Annotated in this window: 11 protein-coding genes and 8 pseudogenes; 10 read left to right on the forward strand and 9 right to left on the reverse strand. The window is 60.1% G+C overall.

Annotated features, from left to right (window positions below):
- Positions 1 to 8: 8 nt before the first annotated feature.
- The 8 genes and pseudogenes from trbE to ABIB80_RS21975 all read left to right on the forward strand — a co-directional run bounded on the left by trbE (position 9) and on the right by ABIB80_RS21975 (position 7924).
- Positions 9 to 2447 (forward strand): annotated as a pseudogene (gene trbE / locus ABIB80_RS21940) (conjugal transfer protein TrbE).
- 27 nt (positions 2448 to 2474) lie between these two features.
- Positions 2475 to 3176 (forward strand): P-type conjugative transfer protein TrbJ, encoded by a 702-nt coding sequence (trbJ, locus tag ABIB80_RS21945; protein WP_354128309.1) that lies wholly within the window; start codon positions 2475 to 2477, stop codon positions 3174 to 3176.
- Positions 3176 to 3553, forward strand: a complete 378-nt coding sequence (gene trbK-alt, locus ABIB80_RS21950; protein ID WP_354128310.1) for a putative entry exclusion protein TrbK-alt — start codon at positions 3176 to 3178, stop codon at positions 3551 to 3553. The genes trbJ and trbK-alt overlap by 1 nt, the downstream gene beginning before the upstream one ends.
- A 3-nt stretch (positions 3554 to 3556) precedes the next feature.
- A pseudogene (gene trbL, locus ABIB80_RS21955) lies at positions 3557 to 4760 on the forward strand (P-type conjugative transfer protein TrbL).
- Positions 4761 to 4808: 48 nt separating this feature from the next.
- Positions 4809 to 5489 carry a conjugal transfer protein TrbF gene (gene trbF / locus ABIB80_RS21960; RefSeq protein ID WP_354128311.1) on the forward strand — a complete coding sequence of 227 codons (681 nt, stop codon included), beginning with the start codon at positions 4809 to 4811 and terminating at the stop codon, positions 5487 to 5489.
- 2 nt (positions 5490 to 5491) lie between these two features.
- Positions 5492 to 6467 (forward strand): annotated as a pseudogene (trbG, locus tag ABIB80_RS21965) (P-type conjugative transfer protein TrbG).
- A pseudogene (locus ABIB80_RS21970) lies at positions 6464 to 7676 on the forward strand (TraB/TrbI/VirB10 family type IV secretion system protein). The pseudogenes trbG and ABIB80_RS21970 overlap by 4 nt, the downstream one beginning before the upstream one ends.
- A gap of 5 nt (positions 7677 to 7681) precedes the next feature.
- Positions 7682 to 7924 (forward strand): DUF2274 domain-containing protein, encoded by a 243-nt coding sequence (locus tag ABIB80_RS21975; RefSeq protein ID WP_354128312.1) that lies wholly within the window; start codon positions 7682 to 7684, stop codon positions 7922 to 7924.
- Here ABIB80_RS21975 and ABIB80_RS21980 read toward each other — a convergent pair.
- From ABIB80_RS21980 to ABIB80_RS21995, 4 genes and pseudogenes are all read right to left on the reverse strand, one after another.
- Entirely contained in the window at positions 7897 to 8604 is a 708-nt protein-coding gene (locus ABIB80_RS21980; protein WP_354128313.1) for a LysR family substrate-binding domain-containing protein, read from the reverse strand. The genes ABIB80_RS21975 and ABIB80_RS21980 overlap by 28 nt on opposite strands.
- 97 nt (positions 8605 to 8701) lie before the next feature.
- Positions 8702 to 8848, reverse strand: a pseudogene (locus ABIB80_RS21985) (LysR family transcriptional regulator); the annotation flags it as partial.
- A 49-nt stretch (positions 8849 to 8897) separates the two neighbouring features.
- Positions 8898 to 9528 (reverse strand): annotated as a pseudogene (locus ABIB80_RS21990) (acyl-homoserine-lactone synthase).
- Positions 9529 to 9622: 94 nt separating this feature from the next.
- Complete coding sequence (locus tag ABIB80_RS21995) at positions 9623 to 10345, reverse strand: LuxR family transcriptional regulator (protein ID WP_502918745.1); 723 nt, start codon at positions 10343 to 10345, stop codon at positions 9623 to 9625.
- A 181-nt stretch (positions 10346 to 10526) separates the two neighbouring features.
- Here ABIB80_RS21995 and ald point away from each other — a divergent pair, with 181 nt between their 5' ends.
- Positions 10527 to 11639 carry an alanine dehydrogenase gene (ald, locus tag ABIB80_RS22000; RefSeq protein ID WP_354128315.1) on the forward strand — a complete coding sequence of 371 codons (1113 nt, stop codon included), beginning with the start codon at positions 10527 to 10529 and terminating at the stop codon, positions 11637 to 11639.
- Between the two features lie 1274 nt (positions 11640 to 12913).
- Here the strand turns inward: ald and asnB are convergent.
- From asnB to ABIB80_RS22020, 4 genes and pseudogenes are all read right to left on the reverse strand, one after another.
- Positions 12914 to 14743 carry an asparagine synthase (glutamine-hydrolyzing) gene (gene asnB / locus ABIB80_RS22005; RefSeq protein ID WP_354128316.1) on the reverse strand — a complete coding sequence of 610 codons (1830 nt, stop codon included), beginning with the start codon at positions 14741 to 14743 and terminating at the stop codon, positions 12914 to 12916.
- A gap of 785 nt (positions 14744 to 15528) precedes the next feature.
- On the reverse strand, positions 15529 to 15825 hold the full coding sequence (locus ABIB80_RS22010; protein WP_354128317.1) for a transposase: 297 nt from the start codon (positions 15823 to 15825) through the stop codon (positions 15529 to 15531).
- The gene (locus ABIB80_RS22015; protein ID WP_354128318.1) at positions 15740 to 15988 is read right to left on the reverse strand and encodes a transposase; all 249 of its coding nucleotides are present in this window, start codon (positions 15986 to 15988) and stop codon (positions 15740 to 15742) included. The genes ABIB80_RS22010 and ABIB80_RS22015 overlap by 86 nt, the downstream gene beginning before the upstream one ends.
- A gap of 144 nt (positions 15989 to 16132) precedes the next feature.
- Positions 16133 to 16458 (reverse strand): annotated as a pseudogene (locus tag ABIB80_RS22020) (IS630 family transposase); the annotation flags it as partial.
- A 63-nt stretch (positions 16459 to 16521) separates the two neighbouring features.
- Between ABIB80_RS22020 and ABIB80_RS22025 the strand changes: the two are divergent.
- A pseudogene (locus ABIB80_RS22025) lies at positions 16522 to 16799 on the forward strand (hypothetical protein); the annotation flags it as partial.
- Positions 16800 to 17093: 294 nt separating this feature from the next.
- Here ABIB80_RS22025 and ABIB80_RS22030 read toward each other — a convergent pair.
- Positions 17094 to 18518 (reverse strand): MATE family efflux transporter, encoded by a 1425-nt coding sequence (locus ABIB80_RS22030; protein ID WP_354128319.1) that lies wholly within the window; start codon positions 18516 to 18518, stop codon positions 17094 to 17096.
- Positions 18519 to 18735: the final 217 nt, after the last annotated feature.

The following is an 18735-nucleotide window of genomic DNA, read 5'->3' on the forward strand; positions in this document are numbered from 1 at the left end:
AGTTGCATATGATGAATCTTGCGGAATATCGCCGTTCAAACACGCGCCTTGCCGCTACTGCCTTGGGCGGCTCTGGTGGATGAGGGCATCATTCTCAACAAGGATGGCTCGTTTCAGCGGAAGGCAAGGTTCCGTGGACCAGATCTCGATAGTGCCGTTCCGGCTGAACTCGTCGCCATTGCTGGGCGGCTGAACAATGCGCTCCGACGGCTAGGTTCTGGCTGGGCGATTTTCGTCGAGGCTCAGCGTCATTCGGCCGGGGCTTACCCTGCGAGTACTTTTCCGGATGCGGCGTCAAGCCTGGTCGACGCGGAGCGGAAAGCGCAATTTGAAGAGACAGGCGCTCATTTTGAATCAAGTATTACCTGACTCTCCTTTATTTGCCGCCAGCGGAGGGGGCCGCCATGGCTGAGCGGCTCCTGTACGAGGGCAGTCATCGCACGGGCGTGGTAGATGCACGAGAGGTGTTGGGCGGCTTCATCGACCGGACCAACCGCGTCTTGCAGCTTGTGGAAGGCTTTATGCCGGAATGCAGCTGGCTCGATGATGAGGCAACACTGACCTACCTGCACTCGACGATCTCGACCAGGCGGCATCGGGTGCGTGTCCCTGAGATCCCCATGTATCTCGACGCGCTACTTGCCGATCAGCCACTCACGGGTGGGCTCGAGCCGATCTTGGGGGAGGCGCATTTGCGCGTTCTGACGGTCGTGGGCTTTCCGACCGCGACCACCCCCGGGATTCTCGACGACCTCAATCGGTTGCCGTTTCCATATCGCTGGTCGACCCGGGCCATCATGCTCGACAAGGCGGATGCTTTAAGGGTCCTGACCCGGATCCGACGGCAATGGTTCGCCAAGCGGAAGTCGATCGCCGCGATCCTGAAAGAGGTGATGACGAACGAGGCTTCAAGTCTTCTCGATAGTGATGCTCACAACAAGGCGATTGATGCAGATAGCGCGCTTCAGGAACTGGGCTCGGATCAGATCGGTAAGGCCTTTGTCACAGCGACAGTCACGGTCTGGGACAGGGATGGCGGCGCCGTCGACGAAAAACTGCGGCTCGTCGAGAAAGCGATCCAGGGGCGGGACTTCACCTGCATGGTGGAGACAGTCAATGCAGTGGAAGCCTGGCTCGGCAGCCTGCCGGGACAAACTTACGCCAACGTCCGTCAGCCGCCGCTTTCCACCTTGAACCTCGCCATATGATCCCGCTTTCGGCCGTATGGGCCGGTGAGGTGAGGGACCACCACTTCAAAGCGCCGCCGCTTTTCTTTGGCAAGACCGAGGGATCGACACCGTTCCGGTTTTCACTGCATGTTGGAGATGTAGGGCACACGCTGGTTGTCGGGCCGACGGGAGCCGGAAAATCGGTCCTGCTCGCGCTCATGGCGCTGCAGTTCCGCCGCTATGACGATGCGCAGATCTTTGCCTTCGATTTCGGCGGGTCGATCCGAGCAGCCAGCATCGCCATGGGAGGAGACTGGCATGATCTCGGCGGCGCGATTGGGAGCGAAACCAGTGAGTTTGTCGCTCTCCAGCCTCTTGCGCGCATCGATGATATCGCAGAGCGCGCCTGGGCCTCGGAATAGATTGCCTCGCTTCTCGCCCGTGAACGGATCGATGTCAGCCCCGAAACCAAGGATCACGTTTGGTCGGCCCTGACGTCACTCGCCTCGGCTCCCCTTGAAGAGCGTACGCTCACGGGACTTTCCGTTCTTCTCCAATCCAATGCCTTAAAGCGCGCGCTACACCCTTATTGCTTAGGTGGGCCATATCAGCGGCTCCTGGATGGCGAAGGTGAGCGGCTTGGGGATTCATCCGTGCAGGTCTTCGAGACCGACGGATTGATCGGGACGCCCGTCGCGTCGGCAGTGCTCGCCTACCTATCCCACAGCCTTGAGGATCGTTTCGATGGCCGTCCGACGCTGCTTATTATCGACGAGGGCTGGCTCGCGCTCGATGATGCCGGGTTTGCCGGCAAGCTTCGCGAATGGCTCAAGACTCTGCGCAAGAAGAACGCCTCCGTCATTTTCGCGACCCAGTCGCTTGCCGACATCGGCGGGTCGGAAATCGCGCCCGCCGTCATCGAGAGCTGTCTAACCCGAATTCTGCTGCCGAACGACCGCGCCATCGAGCCACAAATCACCGCCATCTATCGGCGCTTTGGACTGAACGACCGCCAGATCGAGATCCTCGCCCGCGCCGACCCCCAAGCGTGATTACTACTGCCAGTCCCGCTGCGGTAATCGGCTGTTCGAACTCGGTCTTGGCGAGATCGCGCTCGCCTTTAGGGCCGCTTCTTCCAAAGCCGACCAGGCGCTCATCTAGCGGACAATGGCCGAGAAGGGAAGGGAGGAATTCGTCACGGGTTGGCTGCAGGCGCGCGACCTTGGTTGGGCCTGCGATCTCATTCCGCGGCTTGCCAGGAACGGAGGCTCCTCATGAGGCGGCTCCGTTTCCCTCGCGGCGAGCTTGATCGCCATTGCTGTTTCCGGGGCGGCTCGGCAAGCCGCTGCGCAGTTGGTCGTGTTCGATCCGAACAATTATGCGCAGAATTTGCTGACGGCTGCGCGCGAATTGCAGCATATCAACAACCAGATCACTTCGCTCCAGAACCAGGCGCAGATGCTGGTCAATCAGGCCAAGAATCTCGCAAATCTGCCGTACTCGTCCTTGCAACAGCTCGAGCAATCGATCCAGCGCACCCAGCAGCTTCTCGCTCAGGCGCAGAGAATTGGCTACCAGGTCCAGCAAATCGACAGCGCATTCGCAACCACGTACGCCCCCTCATCGGCGAGCATGTCCGGCCAGATGCTGATCGGTAACGCCCAAGCGCGCTGGCAAAATTCGGTGGCCGGTTTCCAAGATGCCATGCGGGTCCAGGCTACCGTTGTCGGCAATCTCGACACCAACCGCACGCAATTGTCGGCGCTTCTGACCGCCAGCCAGGGGGCAACAGGCGCGTTGCAGGCAAGCCAGGCCGGCAATCAGCTGATCGCACTTCAGGCGCAGCAGCTTGCCGATCTGACGGCCGCCGTCGCAGCCCAAGGGCGCTCGCAATCCCTTGAGTCAATCCAACGTGCCGCGGCCCAAGATCAGGGCAGGGAGCAGCTCCGGCGCTTCCTTCAGCAAGGCCAAGCCTATCAACCCACAACCGTGCAGATGTTCCATTAATGACCACTAGATTTGAACGGCTGCCTGCCGCGATCGCCTTGGCGCTCGCTGTCCTTGTCGTTGCCGCCTGCGCCATCCAGCTCCGTGGCAACGAAACCGAAACAGACCAGTCGCGTGCCGAGCTAGATCACGTGGAAAATCCCGTGGCGGCCAAGCTCGAGCGTTGCCGCGCCGTCACCTACGAGCAGCGGGACGCTGTTCTTGAATGCCAGAAGATCTGGGCCAAGCAGCGCCGGCAATTCCTCAACCAAAAGGACAGTTTTTCACAACGTTCGGACAGAGAGCCGCCAAGCGCTAGGCCGTCATCACCCGTGCCGCCAAAGGATAATAGCCGCTTGCCTTCGCGCTACCCCACCGTTCCTACGCAAAGTGAGTAACCGATGGGCAGCACCGGTGTCATCGACCAATTCCTGGAAACTTTTACCCGATATATCGACTCCGGATTTGGTCTCTTGGGCGGCGAAGTCGGATATCTCGCGACCACGCTTGCGGCGATCGACCTGACGCTTGCGAGCCTGTTCTGGTCGTTGGGGACTGAAGAGGACATTATTGCCCGTCTGGTCAAGAAAACCCTGTTTGATCGGCAATTGGAACAGCCTCGCGCGCATCGTCTTCGAAAGCTTTGCGTCTTTAGGCCTTAGGGCCTCAGGCACGAGTCTTTCATCAGCAGATTATTTAAGGCCAGATCGCATTGCGCAAGTTGGGCTGGATGCCGGGCGACCGATCCTGGACTCGATCTCCTCCCTGATGGGTTACGTCAGCTTCTTCGAAAACTTTGTCCAGATCGCGGTTCTGCTGTTCGCCTGGATTATCGTGCTGCTCGCCTTCTTCATTCTGGCAATCCAGCTCTTCGTCACTCTGATCGAGTTCAAGCTGACACTTGCAGGGTTTGTGCTGATCCCCTTTGGCCTGTTCGGAAAGACAGCCTTTGCGGCGGAGTGGGTCCTGGGAAACGTCATCTCTTCAGGCGTAAAGGTCTTGGTTCTTGCCGTGATCGTCGGCATTGGCTCGACCTTGTTCTCGCAGTTCACAGCCGGCTTTGGCGGCAGCCAGCCCACAATCGAGAATGCGATGGCTTTCGTGTTGGGCGCTCTGTCCTTGTTGGGCCTCGGCATCTTCGGCCCTGGTATCGCCAACGGCATCGTCTCCGGCGGGCCCCAGCTCGGTGCGGGCTCAGCCATTGGTGCTGGCCTTGCGGCCGGTGGTGTCGTGGCGGCCGGAGCCGGACTTGCCTCAGCCGGCGCTGCGTTGGCCGGCACTGCGGCGGCTGGTGCCGCCAACGGGGCGAGAGTTTTTACGAGCGGCGCCTTTGGCGGAGGTGGACTGTCGGGTGCGACGGAGGCGGGTGCCTCGACTGCGGCAAGCCCATTGCGCTCCCTCGCCGCTCGTTTTGCCGGAGATGGTGGTACCAGTGGTGGTGCTGGCAATAGTTCTTCCTCGTCTGAAAGTCCACCTTCATGAGTTCGCCGCATGAAGCGCGCCCAGACGATCAGTCATGGAGCATCAGCTGCGACGCAGGCAGTTCGCTCAGGCGAGCACGGTGGCAGTGGTGGGTCGGTCGATCTCTCGCAAGAGGACCGCTGACGCGTCTTTCTGAAATACCAATCTCAGTTACATCTTGAGGTTCAAACCATGTTCAAACGATCGGCTGTCCACTATGGGCGTACGCCGGAACCGGTCACGCCCTATCAGCGCGCCGCGCAAGTCTGGGATGACCGCATTGGCTCAGCGCGCGTCCAGGCCAGGAACTGGCGCCTCATGGCCTTTGCCTGTCTGTTTCTATCTGCCGGCTTTGCCGGCGCCCTGGTCTGGCAGTCCGCCCAAGGGACCGTCACGCCATGGGTCGTGGAAGTTGACCAGCTGGGCGAAGCGAAAACTGTTGCGCCCGCGAATGCCACTTATCAACCGACCGATCCGCAAATCGCGTTTCACCTGGCCCGGTTCATCGAACATGTACGCGGCCTGACGCTGGACGCCATTGTGCTGCGCCAGAACTGGCTGCGCGCCTACGATTTTGTCACCGATCGCGGCGCTGCCGCGCTCAATGACTATGCCCGCACCAACAATCCCTTCGACAAGCTCGGAAAAACACAAGTTGCCATCGAGGTCTCGAGCGTCATCAGGGCCTCGCCCGAGAGTTTTCGCTTAGCCTGGATCGAGCGCCGCTATGACAACGGTCAGCTTGCCACGACCGAGCGGTCGAGCGCGATCCTCACCATCATTGTGGACGTGCCGCGCGATCTCGATCGCCTGCGGAAGAACCCCTTGGGCATCTATGTCAACGCAATCAATTGGTCGAAGGAGCTCGGCTAGCCATGGTGTCAGGTCTTGTATTCGTTCTAAAGAGAGCCCGGCCAAGCCTGGGGCTCGCTCTTCTGATCTCTGTGTCTGTCCTCGGCGGCTGCACCGTCTTCAAGCCTTTGCAGATCAGCTATGATAGCGACGTCCCGTCGCTGCCAGACCTGCCGCCGCTTGCCGAGGATCGTCCACGCCCGCTGCAAGTTCCGCCCGCCTGGCGGCCAGCGCGAGGCGGGAAAAATGCGGAAGCCAAAGAGCCCATCGAGCGGATCGAAAAACGGCAAACGATGCGGCACGGGTGCAGCCCCGAAAGGCCGGCTACTTCAATGCTGTGCAGGTATTCTCCTTCAGTCCGGGCGCGCTTTACCAGATCTACGCCGCGCCCGGGCAGATCACTGATATTGCGCTGCAGCCTGGCGAGCAGCTGATCGGCCCCGGGCCGATCGCCGCCGGAGATACGGTTCGCTGGGTCGTTGGTGACACCGAAAGTGGCAATGGCGATACCCGCCGTGTCCACATCATGGTGAAGCCGACCCGCCCTGCGATCCAGACCAATCTCGTCATCAACACCGACAACGCACCTACCTGATCGTGCTTCGCTCCCGCGAGAAGCCCTATATGCCATCGGTGGCGTGGTTTTATCCCGAGGAGAGAGCTTCGCGTAGCAAAAGTCTGCCGCCCATTCCCATCATTCCGGATCTGACACAGCGCCGCTATCGTTACAGCATCGAAGGCGACACTCCGCCGTGGCGTCCCGTCAATGTCTATGATGACGGCCGGAAGGTTTATATCGAATTCTCGGCCGGTGTCGGTCAGGGCGAAATGCCGCCACTCTTCGTCATCGGGCCCGAGGGCGACACCGAACTCGTGAATTATCGCGCTTTTGGAAACGTGCTGATCGTCGACCGTCTGTTCTCAGCCGCCGAACTGAGATTGGGCGGGGAACACCAGCAGAAGGTCCGGATCGTGCGAACCGACGGGAGGTCCTCGTGACCGATACCGATCAGGGGAATGCAAGAGGCGAAGATGCTCCTCGGCCCGCAACGTCGGAAGAGGTGGGGGAACGCTTGCGGCTCCGCGCGGCGCCGCCGCAGGTTGCGCGCCTGTCCCGCAAAGTGCTTGCAGGAGGCAGCGCTTTGGCGCTCGTTATGATCTGCGGTGCCGCGTTCTGGGCCCTGCAGGGCAAGAGATCGCAAGCGCCTTACTCCGGAAGAGCTTTACTCGACCGACCACCACAACGTCGACGATGAGGTCACGACGTTACCCAAAGACTATGCCGCGCTCCCCAAGGACGTGCCACGGTCACGGCTTGGACCGCCTTTGCCGGGCGATCTTGGCCGGCCAATCGTTGCGGCCCAAGGCTCGTCCTCATCGAGCGCCCTTGGGATTGATGCCGAACAGCAGCGGGTCAATCAGGAATCGGAGGCGGCGCGCATCAGTAAGGTCTTTGCCAGCACCAATGTCCGGCCCCCGGCAGTCGTGACATCGCCCGGAGAGGCGCCTTCAACGGCGTCGAGCTCCTCCGATGAGGCCTTCGCCCAGAACGCGCAGGAACGAAAACTCGCTTTCGTCAATACACCTGTCGATAAGCGCACAACGAGCTTCGACCGTTTGGCAAATCCGGCCTCGCCTTTTGTGGTTCAAGCTGGCACCGTTATTCCAGCTGCCCTCATCACGGGAATCCGCTCCGATCTGCCAGGCCAGATCACGGCGCAGGTGACGGAATCGGTGTATGATAGTCCCACGGGGCGGGCTCGCCTTATCCCGCGGGGAGCAAGGCTCATCGGTACTTACGACAGCCAGGTCGCGTTCGGACAGTCGCGCGTGCTCCTGGTCTGGACGCGGCTCATCATGCCGAATGGACGATCGATCGTGCTGGAGCGCCAGCCCGGTGCCGATGCGGCGGGCTACTCCGGCCTTGAGGACCAGGTCGACACTCATTGGAGGGAGCTGTTGGGAGCGGCTGCGCTTTCGACCCTGGTTGCTGTGGGCACCGAGGTGAATTCCAGCGCGGATACCGGTAACGCCAACAGCGACCTCGTCGCCGCGCTCCGTCGGGGGGCAGGCGATTCGATCAATCAGACGGGCCAGCAGGAGGTCCGTCGCAATCTCAACATCCAACCGACCCTGACGATCCGCCCGGGATTTCCGGTGCGCGTGATTGTAAACCGCGACTTGGTGCTCGAGCCATACAGAGGATGAGGGCCATGCCGAAATTGAAGCTCGGAGCCATCGAAGACGACAAGCCGGTTAAGGTCACGCACGAACTGCCGGCGAGCATCCACCGGGATCTCGTGGCCTACGCCGATATCCTCGCAAAAGAGACAGGACAACCGGTCGGGGATCCTGCCAAGCTTATCGCACCCATGTTGGAGCGGTTCATGGCCGCCGACAGGAGCTTCCGGAAGGCTCGGCGGGCGCGTCAGCGTCCGAGCGGAGGTGAGGGATAGGGTTTGGAGAGGAACTTCAGGAAAGCGGCCAGGGCAGGATTTTCATTGTCGGCTCGCCAGCATACCAAAAACTCGAAGCGGCTCGGACCGGCGTCGTCGCGCAGCTCGCGGTAGACGAGGTCTGCATCGTTGATGACCGTGTCGGATTCTAGCACGAGGCTGATTCCTGTGTTCGTGCTGATCAGACCCTTGATCATTCCGCGACTGACGTCATGCCGCTCGATTCTGGGACGATCCCCGCGTGACGCGAGCTTGGAAATCAACAGGTCTTCCAACTCGTTTCCGGCATCGTCATGGCTCAGCAGCACCGTCTCTCCGCGTAGGTCGGTCCAGTAGACAATGTCGCGCGCGGCGAGGTTATGATCATGAGGTAAGGCGACAAGAACACGCTCGCTCCATAACGATCTTGCTTTGTTGTCGAGCAACGGCAAGTTCCCTGTGGCGATCAGGACGTCGAGAACGCCGTTGCGAAGTGCCGCTGCCAGGCGAGTCCGTGATCGTTCGACTGTCACCACTTCGATCTGCGGGACGGCCTGTTTGAACTCGAGCAGTGAGGCTTGCAGACTGCCTGGCGAAAGCGCAGTGCCGAAGCCGACACTCAGCCGGCCGGTTTCGTTGTTTTGAACGGATCTCGCGGTTGCGATGAGCGCGTCGAATTCTTCCAGTATAGTCCGCGCCATCCGAAGAACGTCGCAGCCGGCTCGGGTTGGGCGCACCTCCACTATACCGCTCAAAAAGGTTAATACCCAAGGGGTGTTCTATCTCGCCAATTCTCCGGCTGATGCTCGACTGTTGCGAGCTCAGTAGCTCCGCGGCTCCACGAAAGCTGCCGCAATCGGCCGCGGCAACGGCCGATCTCAGATGCTTCAGTTCAAGCGCTTTGCTGGCCTGAAGGGAAGGTCTTGATCGAAAGAGATTGTGCATTTTTCACGCTCAAGCGGAGATCCCGATCGGGAGCGATTCTTCGAAAGGCCTACGCGACCGCTCGGATGACCGGAGCCCATAGCACCGGCCCCGCGATGCGCCCTATCTTGCGGATACGCTCCAAGGCATCGATCGATACCTCTAAGAATCGGCTATCGCTATGGTGTTTCCGAGAGGACGAGCTTTTCCAATGGGGCGAAGTGGCCATCCTGCGCGCCGAAGAATGCGCTCCATCCGCGCGTCGGTGACGGTGACGATTTCGGTCAATTCAATGGAAAGGCCGAACTCAATCATGCCCGCAAAGAGTTCGTAGGTGGCGGCAGCAAGTCCGCCACTCGCTTTCGGCGCGTCGCGAGAAATATCGAGCCCAAATCGGCTGCTCTCCCAGACCTGAGGCTTCGTGGCGCCGGTTGCCCGTCGAGAAGGACGGAGAAGGCGTCTCTCAGCATGGTTGAGCCGGTCGATGGCAGAAGCCGAACGCAACCCTGAATACGCCCGGCAGGAGAGCGGTTTAGTAGATGCACCGGTCGAAGGACATCAAACTCGTCGATCTCCATGTCGCCGCTGATCTCGACGCTCCAGTCCAGCCGTTGTTTGAATACGCGACAGAGCAGCCGGTGCATCTCGGCGAGATCGTGAACGAAGTCGCCGTAGTGCTCCGGCGTGATAAGCTGCATCATCCTTGTCTCCCTGCTTTGTTTCGGCAACTAAGCAGAGAGCCGTAGGCAAGCGTACCTGTGCAGTTGCACAGGTGTTCATGGCGGGCAGGCCGCTTTATTTTCGAGATTTTGATTCGGTTAGCAGCACGATGGCTTGGCGAAGCGAGCTAACACCGAGCTTCGCACGTGCGTTGTCCAGGTGAAATCCGGCCGTTCGTTCAGCGATGCCGAGAATGATCCCGATCTCCCCGGCTGATTTGCCGCGCGCGGACCATTCGAGACATTCATGCTCGCGAGGAGACAGCAACACCCCAGCGACCATTCGATCAATCGTCCAAAAGCGCTTTGCATGTGCATGGAAAAAGCTTGCGATGAGCCGCAAGCTCTGGGCGTGCTCGAGTAACGAGCGCTCAAAACTCGTTCGATGCTCGTCGGTAGCAAAGCTCAACGCGGCGATCGCGCCATGGTCATCGTGGATTGGGAATGTAAATCCGCAGCGAATCCCAAATTTGGCGGCTTCTTCGAACAGCGTGCGTTCTGAATCGGACTGATTTCGTGGTTGGAATGCAAGTCCCCATCGGAAGGGCTTAGACGTCTGGATCGCCCGACGTACCACCGGATCGACGGACTCGTAACCGCGCTGCAAGTAAAGCGCCGTCCAGGAGGATGGATATGTCGAGATCAGGTTGGGGACACGGTCTGGCCCACGCGGAAGCGTAAGATAGGCGAAGCACGACAATTTCAGCGCAGCGGCGACATCGGCCATGCTCTGTTGAGCTTCATTTGGGTGTGAGCTTTCGGTCAATCGCTCAGCGAACTTCTGAAAAACACGATCCATCGTTGATGAACTCTCATCAGCGGTATTCGCAAAAATCGGGTCGAGCATTATGTCCGGCGTTGGTTCGAAATCCTGCAAGTTGGTCCAAAGATCGCCGGATTACTGCGCTATTTAGACTTCCGAGTTGCAGGTTTGTACCGCTCTTCCGATTACAAAGAGCCACTCACCAAGGAGATTGCAAATGAAGGTCGGTGTTCCCAAGGAAATCAAGACGCACGAGTACCGCGTTGGGCTGACGCCTGGGGCCGTCCGCGAATACGTGGCCACTGGCCACAGCGTTTTGGTCGAGACGAACGCCGGTGCCGGGATTGGCGCGACAGATGATAATTACCGAAAGGCTGGCGCGGCGATTGCGGCCTCTGCTCGCGAGGTGTTCGCGTCGAGTGAAATGATCGTCAAGGTGAAGGAACCGCAGCCGTCCGAATGGACACAGCTGCGAGAAGGCCAAATCCTCTTCACCTATCTTCATCTGGCTCCGGATCCTGAGCAGGCTAAAGGCCTTATCAAGTCTGGTTGCACCGCAATTGCCTATGAAACCGTGACTGACGGGCGCGGTGGACTTCCTCTGCTTGCGCCAATGAGCGAGGTTGCGGGGAGACTTGCGATCGAAGCAGCAGGTGCGGCGCTGAAGCGCTACGCTGGTGGACGGGGACTGCTGATTGGGGGGGTGCCCGGCGTGCAACCGGCTCGCATCGTGGTGATCGGAGGGGGCGTTGTCGGAAGTCACGCTGCAAGGATGGCGGCGGGCTTGGGGGCCGAGGTCACTATCCTCGACCGTTCCATTCCCCGGCTTCGCGAGCTGGACGAACTGTTCGAAGGGCGAGTTCGTACCAGATTCTCGACGATAGACTCGGTTGAAGAGGAGGTATTCGCGGCAGACGTCGTCATCGGCGCCGTTCTCGTGCCCGGCGCAAGCGCGCCGAAACTTGTCAGCCGCGGCATGCTGAGGTCTATGCACAAAGGCTCCGCGATGGTCGACGTAGCGATCGATCAGGGCGGATGCTTCGAGACATCTCGTCCGACGACCCACGCTGATCCAACTTACGAGGTAGATGGCATCATTCATTACTGTGTGGCCAATATGCCGGGAGCTGTGCCGCTGACCTCGAGTCAGGCCCTGAATAACGCCACGCTGCCATTTGGTTTGGCTCTCGCCAACAAGGGATTTTCCGCCGTGCTCGAAAATCCGCATTTGCGCGCAGGCCTCAATGTCCACCGCGGGCGGCTAACTTATAGGGCCGTGGCCGAGAGTCTCGGCCTGCCATTCTCACCGATCGAACAGGCTGCGGCCTGATCCCAGAGGCCCGTTGAGGGCGTTTCCTCCCTGACTTGGTGGGCCACTCTTCGGAGTGGCCCTTTTTTTGGAATATATCAATCTACTAAGCGTGGTTTGACTTGCCTTCGAAATCGAAGATCGGGCGGCGATCCAGAGAGGGCTTTTCGAGCTGCTCGACAATACGAAACGCACGGGCCAATGAAGATGACGCGGTGATCGGTGGCGGGTAGTTTCCTTGATCGTTTGGAGGCAGAAGATCGATGGCTCGCTAGTTTTCGCGAGGCCTTCACAGGCTGTTCCTACCGGCGTGCTCCTCTGTTACGGAAAAAGGCCTCGTCGCAGCGGTCCGCACCGTCGCCTTTCGCTGCTGAGCAGCCTCCGCTTAATCAGAAACGTCAAATCTCTTGGTTCTGAACGGACTGCCTTCCGCAGCGTTTGCAACCCTGGGTTGCACTTCGATCGCTGGCGCCGGCGGGCACGTCTTGCCGCTGTCGATCGCTTGGTCCATCACGCCAGCATCTTCGAGACGAATGTCGAGAGCTACCGCCGGCGCGAGGCTATCGGACGAAAACGAGGTCCGGGGCGGCCGGCCTCATACGCCAGAGCCGCCAATATCGCTGCTGATTGACGCGCCGCGACAATCAACCCGACAAACTCCGTGCCGCATTGCGCCGCCTGAAATGTTCCTGAATGCTGGGCCGCGTTTCACGTAATTTGCTCCCCAGTGGGATGGTTACTGCGGGGGCGATGATAATGAGGCAACCGAGCATGGCGTCTCGAAGAGAACTGACGGCGGCTGTGGGGAATCGCTACAGAGAGGCAAGCCATGCGGAGAAGGCGCGAATTCTCGACGAGTTTGTGGTTGTGACGGGCTTCCATCCAAAGCGTGCGATGCGCCTGCTCTGAGGCGATATCGGGCAATCCTCGGTTCGGCGCACCCGCGCAACCCCGGCCAGCCTCCCCTGTACCGACCGTCCGACTTCTTGGAAGCAAAATAAAGAGGCAACGATCGCGTCTTCGGCAACATTCCTCCACGAGGCAATACGGCTCGACATCCTGTAGCGCCGCGCCAAAGCAGACTTCAGTTCCTTGCGCGTCGCCAAACTCAATCGCCTCATCGTTGTCCCTGCGCTCCCTTGCCATTGGGGAGCAATTTACGTGAGGCAACAACTCAGCATTCACGAACATTTCTGGCGACGCAATGCGCCTCTCATCCAGTTTGTCGCTCCATAGGGCGAGATCATTCCGGAACCGTGGGAGACATCCGAGGGGAATGTGCGTGTTCCGCCGCCTCAGACCGTGAGGCTCACGTTGTAGTCTGTCAGAAAATCCTGGATGGTCAGGATATGCTCCACCCACCTAATGTTGTCGGTCGCGTTGAGCAAGGCGCGGGAGCCGTCGACGGACAGCAGTGGTGCCACTGCGGCATTGCGGTCATTCAGCAGCGCAGTGAAATGGGTGCGCAGCATTCTGTCGTAGGTGGGATCTTGGATAGGCGGGTACACGCTCTTAACTCGCTGCACCACCGACGCCGGCAGCAGGTCCGCGGTCGCGGCCCGCAGCAGGCTCTTCTCGCGCCTGTCGAAAGTCTTGTGGGCCCATGGAGTGCCGAACACGTACTCAACGAGGCGGTGGTCGCAGTAGGGGACCCGCACCTCGAGACCCAAAGCCATGCTCAGCCGGTCTTTGCGGTCGAGCAGCCTCGGCAGGTAGCGCGTGAGAAAGAGGTAACTGACCTCGCGCATGCGACGCTCGTGCGGATCGGCCGAGGCCGGCCCGGTCAGGGCGGGTACTTCCGAAAGTGCCCTGCGGTACTGCTCGTCGAGGTAGCCAGGGAAATCGAGCTTCTCCACAAGGCCGGGGTCTAGAGACTGCCGGGCGATATCGATGCTGCAGAACCAGGGAAATGTGTCGGCCTGAACGTACGCGGGGTCGTGGAACCCCGAGTAGCCGCCGAAAAGCTCGTCGGCTGACTCCCCGGACAGGGCCACCGTCGAGTGTTGCCGGATCGCCCGGAACAGCAGATAGAGCGAGCTGTCGACGTTGCCGAGGGTGAACGGCAGGTCACGAGCGTGGAGGATGCCGGACCGCACACCAGGGTCCATGAGCTCGTCCGCGGATAATGTGATGTCCGTGTGGTCGGTATCAGCGAACTTCGCGACCTCCTGCACGTACGGCCCGTCGGGTGTGGGGCACATCGGGCTGGGGGTAAAGTTTTCGGTGTAGCCGATGAAGTCGAGGGCGAAGGACCGGATCCGTTCGCCGCTGAAGCGCGCGGCCAGTGCGGTCATGGCCGAGGAGTCAAGCCCACCCGACAAGAGCGTGCACAGCGGCACGTCGGCGATGAGCTGCCGCTGGATCGTGTCCTCGAGCAGCTCGCGGACGCGCCGAACGGTGGTAGGCACGTCGTCGGTGTGCCCGCTGTCAGTGAGCTGCCAGTAGCTCATCTGCTGGATGCCGTCGCGGGTCACGCGGACGATGTGGCCGGGCCGTACCTCACGCATGCCGCGGAACACGGTATTGCCCGGATCGGCGACGGAGCATACGGTGCGACGAAGCCCCTCGGCGTCCATGGCCCGTTCCGCGAGACCATTCGCGAGGATCGCCTTTGGCTCAGAGCCGAACAACACCCCGTGCTCGGTGGGGTAGTAGTAAAGCGGCTTGATGCCGAGCCGGTCGCGTATGAGAAGCAATTCGCGCTTTACGGTGTCCCAGAGTGCGTAGGCGAACATCCCGTTGAGTTCGCTCACGGCGCTGCTGGGATCATGGTGGCCCCACTCGCGGTGGGCGTGCAGCACCACCTCGGTGTCACTGCTCGTATCGAACCGATGTCCCAGGTTGGCGAGACGTCGACGCAGCTCGCGGTAGTTGTAAACCTCGCCGCTGTACACGAGCACCAACGCGGGCCGGCCGTCCTCCAGGAGCGTCATCGGCTGACGACCGCCCTGAATGTCGATGATCGCTAGGCGGCGGTGTCCCAGCGCCGCGGGCCCGTCGATCCAGGTCCCCTCGTCGTCCGGACCGCGGTAGGCCATGGTGGCTGTCATATCGGCAAGCTCCCGCCGGGCGTCGGGACCTCCTAGGTCACGATGGAAGTCAATCCATCCGCAGATCCCACACATGCTTTGACTCCTTGCCTTGGGTAACTATCGCGCAAGTGCGGGGCTCGGTGGCACCGCACCCCGCGAACACGTGACGACCTTTATGGCCGCTCATCGGCTCAACCCGAGTAAACTCGATGAATCTTGTTCATTCACGCATACTGATCCCTAGCGCACTACCACGCAGTGCGCACCGACCCGTTCTAGTAGTTTCACTGCATCACAAATGCCTCGGATACGATTGTCGGGCCAAGGCACGACGATCGTGGCAGTGTTTGGATGAGAGCAGCGATCAACCGTCTGCGCACCGTTGCAATCGAATTTGGAAAGTGCCGCTCAGGCCGCAAGAGCCGATTCTCAGGGCGGTAGGGCAAGTTGCGTGAACAGCGCGGAGAAACCTCCCCTTCGGAGATCATGAATCCGTAAGCTGCGATGCACATCGTGGCATCGCTATGAAAGCCTCGCCACGAGCTCAGAACAAAAACGGGTTCTTGCGCGAGTTTCGAGAGCCAATATTTGGTCGGCTCCTGCTCGTTGTCGGGTCAGCCGATCAGGAGGTTTTGTTGGGGTCGGCGGTTGTAAAGCCAGTAATCACGATGCGCGACACGAACGCACAAGAGAACAAAATGAGAGACAGGTGATCCGCGCCATGTGAGTTCTCCATGCCGGCGTAGGTAGGCCGAGGCCGAGTTCTTTGACCGAGAGCGGCCGATGCATACCGTCGCGCCGCATCAGCTTCGGCGGCCGGCCGCCACCGGTCCAGTTCTTCGCCGCCAGCGGGCCGTTGCCGGGCGCCCACACCGTGGTCATCGACAGAATTCTGGGCTGCGTAGCGTCAGCCCCAGCTTGGTAATTTTGCTGCGCAGCTCGCTATTCTTGCCACAGCTAGCATCCAGCAACACGGCACCGCCCGGTAGGCCAGCCTCACGGGCCGAAGGCTGTGGCTCAAGCGCGATCGCTGGTTTGGTCTTGAAGCCAACCTCCTTGGGAACAGCGGCCTTGCGCCGACCTGTCTGATTATTCGCCCAAATCCTTTTGGAAGATACAGCCGGTGGGCCACCGGCAGATTCGCATGCTGATTGCAACCGACAGCGATACAGCAACTTGGCAGTTGGCCCGCTTACCGACCTGACCGCAATATTGGTGCGAGAGACCAATTAACTGCGACGCTTGCATGGGGAAGTTCGTATGGTCAATGATCGAACCGAGCTTGGTCGGCAAACCATTTCGCTTACCTTGGCCAAACCCGCTCGTCCGACCAAACACCCTTCGCCGATGAAATGCAGCAGCGCCTGTCCATCACCCGAAGACTCATCCCAGCCCTCGCTTGCTGAAAGTCGAAATCTTCTCAAAAAGGTGAGTCGCCACAACCCCTGCGGCTTCTGAGTCACTAAGACTAGTCTCGTGAATCTAAAGTTCGCCACACCAAGTCTCCTGGGCTTTGTGGCAGAAGCGATTGACGGAAGCCAAAATCTGGTCTGCGGCTTTGGTCCATTTGAAGGCCTTCGGAGTTTCTGTGCAGGTCGATGAAGGTGCGGACGTCGGCCTCGAGCTGCCTGACCGAGGTGTGAACAGCTCGCTGGATCTATTTTTTGGTGAGTTCAGCGAACCTCGACCTGATTGATCCATTACGCGAAAGTCGTCGTGAAGTGGACATGATGTGATGATGTGGCCGACGGGCGAGTCACGCTTTTAGGTTTTTTGTGGGTGGCGTAGTTCTTCATGACGATATGGACATCGGGTCATTCGGGAAAGGCGAATTCGATCTGCTCATCGTTCGGCTTGTCGGGAACATCGCTTTCGAGCGCTCCCTGAGCGACGGCTCGGATCGAGATCGGCTCCCACACCGTCGACGGGGCGATCCGGCCACGAACCATTAGGAGAAAAATGCGCTCTTCGCGGGCAGCCACGGCGGCGGCCGGACTGGGCCACCATTGCTACGTTTCTACAGACGAAGGTGAACGACGTTGATCCGGACGCCCGGCACACACGAACTCTCGAGCGGATAGCGCATGGCGGGCCGATCTCGGATCGAGGCTCTCACCCGAACGGCCTCAGATTGGCGGTTACCGACTAAAATCTGTTCTGGTTCGTCTGTCTGTCGAACGACGATCCGGTGTGGGATGCCACCACGTCCTGCAAGAATCGGGATCGGCGACTTCGCCGCCAAGTTCTTAGTCGCCGTGCGCAACCCTGCCACAGCTGCTTGGGCTCTTGTCGACTGAGCATCTTGTCGGTCGATGGCTCGCTGATCGAGGCATGCGCCAGCATGATGAACTTCGTGTCGAAGGATGGCGACGATCCACCATCTGGCAAGCGATCGGGCAGCAGTCAGGGGCGCAATGCCGAGCGTGACTTCCAAACTCGTGCGTTACGCGATCAGGTGTCGGCTCTGGAGGGCAAGCCTGTCTGCGAGCAGCTGGAAACGCAGGACGAGGAACCCGGCGTAGACCGTCGTCCCAATTGATAAGCCAATCCAGATACCAGTGGCGCCAAGTCCGATCTTCAAGCCAAGCACGTAGCTGAGAGAAAATCCGATCACCCAATAGGAAATGCAGGCGAACAGAAGCGGCATCCGCGTGTCGTTCAGTCCGCGCAGCCCGCCCGCCGCAACGTTCTGTACGGCATCACTGATGGACAGGCTCGCGACGACCAAAAGGAGTTTTGCAGCTAGTCTGATCGTCGTGTCGCCATCGCCAGCGGGTTCGCTCAGAAACAACTTGGCGATTTGAAAACGCGCGGGAATCACCGCAAGTGTCAGCATCGTAGCAATCAGGACACCGAGCAGTATCGCGACCAGACCCGCCCGCTTGATGCCGGGACCGTCGTTGCGGCCGACTGCGTGGCCAACGCGAACGGCCGCGGCCATGCTGATGCCGAACGGGATCATGGCCAACGTCGCGGCGACTTGAAGCGCGATCTGATGAGCGGCAAGTGCCCTGGTGCCGATCAGGCCGGCCAGGAGCGCTGCGGCAGAGAATACTCCGTAGCCGATCAAGTAGGCGATAGAGATCGGCATCCCGATCACGATCAGCTGCCGCATTAGGGGCCAATCGAAACGCCAGAGATGTGCAAGCACGTGGTACTCACCCAAAGGGCGACGCATTGTGGCGAACCACAAACCGGCCAAAAACGTCCCGCAGTTCACCAGGGTGGTCGCAAGACCCGCCCCGAACAGCTCCAGCCGCGGCAAGCCGAGCTTCCCGTAAATCAGCAGATAAACCAGCAGGGCGTTGATGGGGGCGGCCGCCAGCGTGATCCACAAGATCGGCTCCGGCCGGTTGACCGCGCCCAAAAAATTACGGAGGGCCTGAAACAACAACGCCGGCGCGATGCCGCAAGCCAATCCGAACAGATATTGCTGGGCGAGCCGCGCCGCCTTTGGCGACTGGCCAATGGTGAGCAGGATTTGCTCTCCGCGCACCGCAAACGCCACAATCGGGACCGATAGCAACAGTGCGGCCCATAGCCCCATGCGCAGCGAGCGTCGTGCCACCGGTAGATCATCCGCCCCGAACGCCTGCGCAGCTAATGGTGCGATCGCTGCCAGCAGGCCCGCGCCGAACGTGAAGCTAACGAGATAGACCCTGCTGGCCAACGCTACCGCGGCGACCGCCTCAGGGCCCATGCGCCCGATGAACGCAAGATTAGTCGTCATCATCGCCATCTGCCCAAGCTGCGTCAGTACAATCGGCAACGCGAGTTTCGCGGTTTCCCTGAGCTCGAAAGCGAGGTGATGACCAGCCGCCCATCTCGTAAATCTCTGCCGCGGTCTTCTTTCGTCTACTGTGTCCATGGAAATCAAGCTTGTCCGGCTTGCCTCGGCAGAGCAATAAGGTTTTGTTTCACCGAGACGGTTCTCTTACCGCCCTGAATCGCGATCGCCTTCGGATGCGGACTCACGCGCAGCGCGCTTCCGCTTGGACCTGTTGTTGAGCCCGGATCTAAGCCTCGCCGACCGATGAGAACAGCTCCGTCGCCAGCACTTCCGCTTTCGCGCGGGTTAAGCGCAA

Origin of the sequence: Bradyrhizobium sp. i1.15.2, assembly GCF_040548425.1 — a bacterium.
GTDB lineage: Bacteria > Pseudomonadota > Alphaproteobacteria > Rhizobiales > Xanthobacteraceae > Bradyrhizobium > Bradyrhizobium canariense.

Bases quoted from the DNA above. Each gene is read 5' to 3' on its own strand.
- ABIB80_RS21995 (WP_502918745.1), bottom strand. From the start codon at position 10,345: ATGGATCGTGTTTTTCAGAAGTTCGCTGAGCGATTGACCGAAAGCTCA.
- ABIB80_RS22030 (WP_354128319.1), bottom strand. From the start codon at position 18,518: ATGGACACAGTAGACGAAAGAAGACCGCGGCAGAGATTTACGAGATGG.
- ABIB80_RS21975 (WP_354128312.1), top strand. From the start codon at position 7,682: ATGCCGAAATTGAAGCTCGGAGCCATCGAAGACGACAAGCCGGTTAAG.
- ABIB80_RS21980 (WP_354128313.1), bottom strand. From the start codon at position 8,604: ATGGCGCGGACTATACTGGAAGAATTCGACGCGCTCATCGCAACCGCG.
- trbK-alt (WP_354128310.1), top strand. From the start codon at position 3,176: ATGACCACTAGATTTGAACGGCTGCCTGCCGCGATCGCCTTGGCGCTC.
- ald (WP_354128315.1), top strand. From the start codon at position 10,527: ATGAAGGTCGGTGTTCCCAAGGAAATCAAGACGCACGAGTACCGCGTT.
- asnB (WP_354128316.1), bottom strand. From the start codon at position 14,743: ATGTGTGGGATCTGCGGATGGATTGACTTCCATCGTGACCTAGGAGGT.
- trbF (WP_354128311.1), top strand. From the start codon at position 4,809: ATGTTCAAACGATCGGCTGTCCACTATGGGCGTACGCCGGAACCGGTC.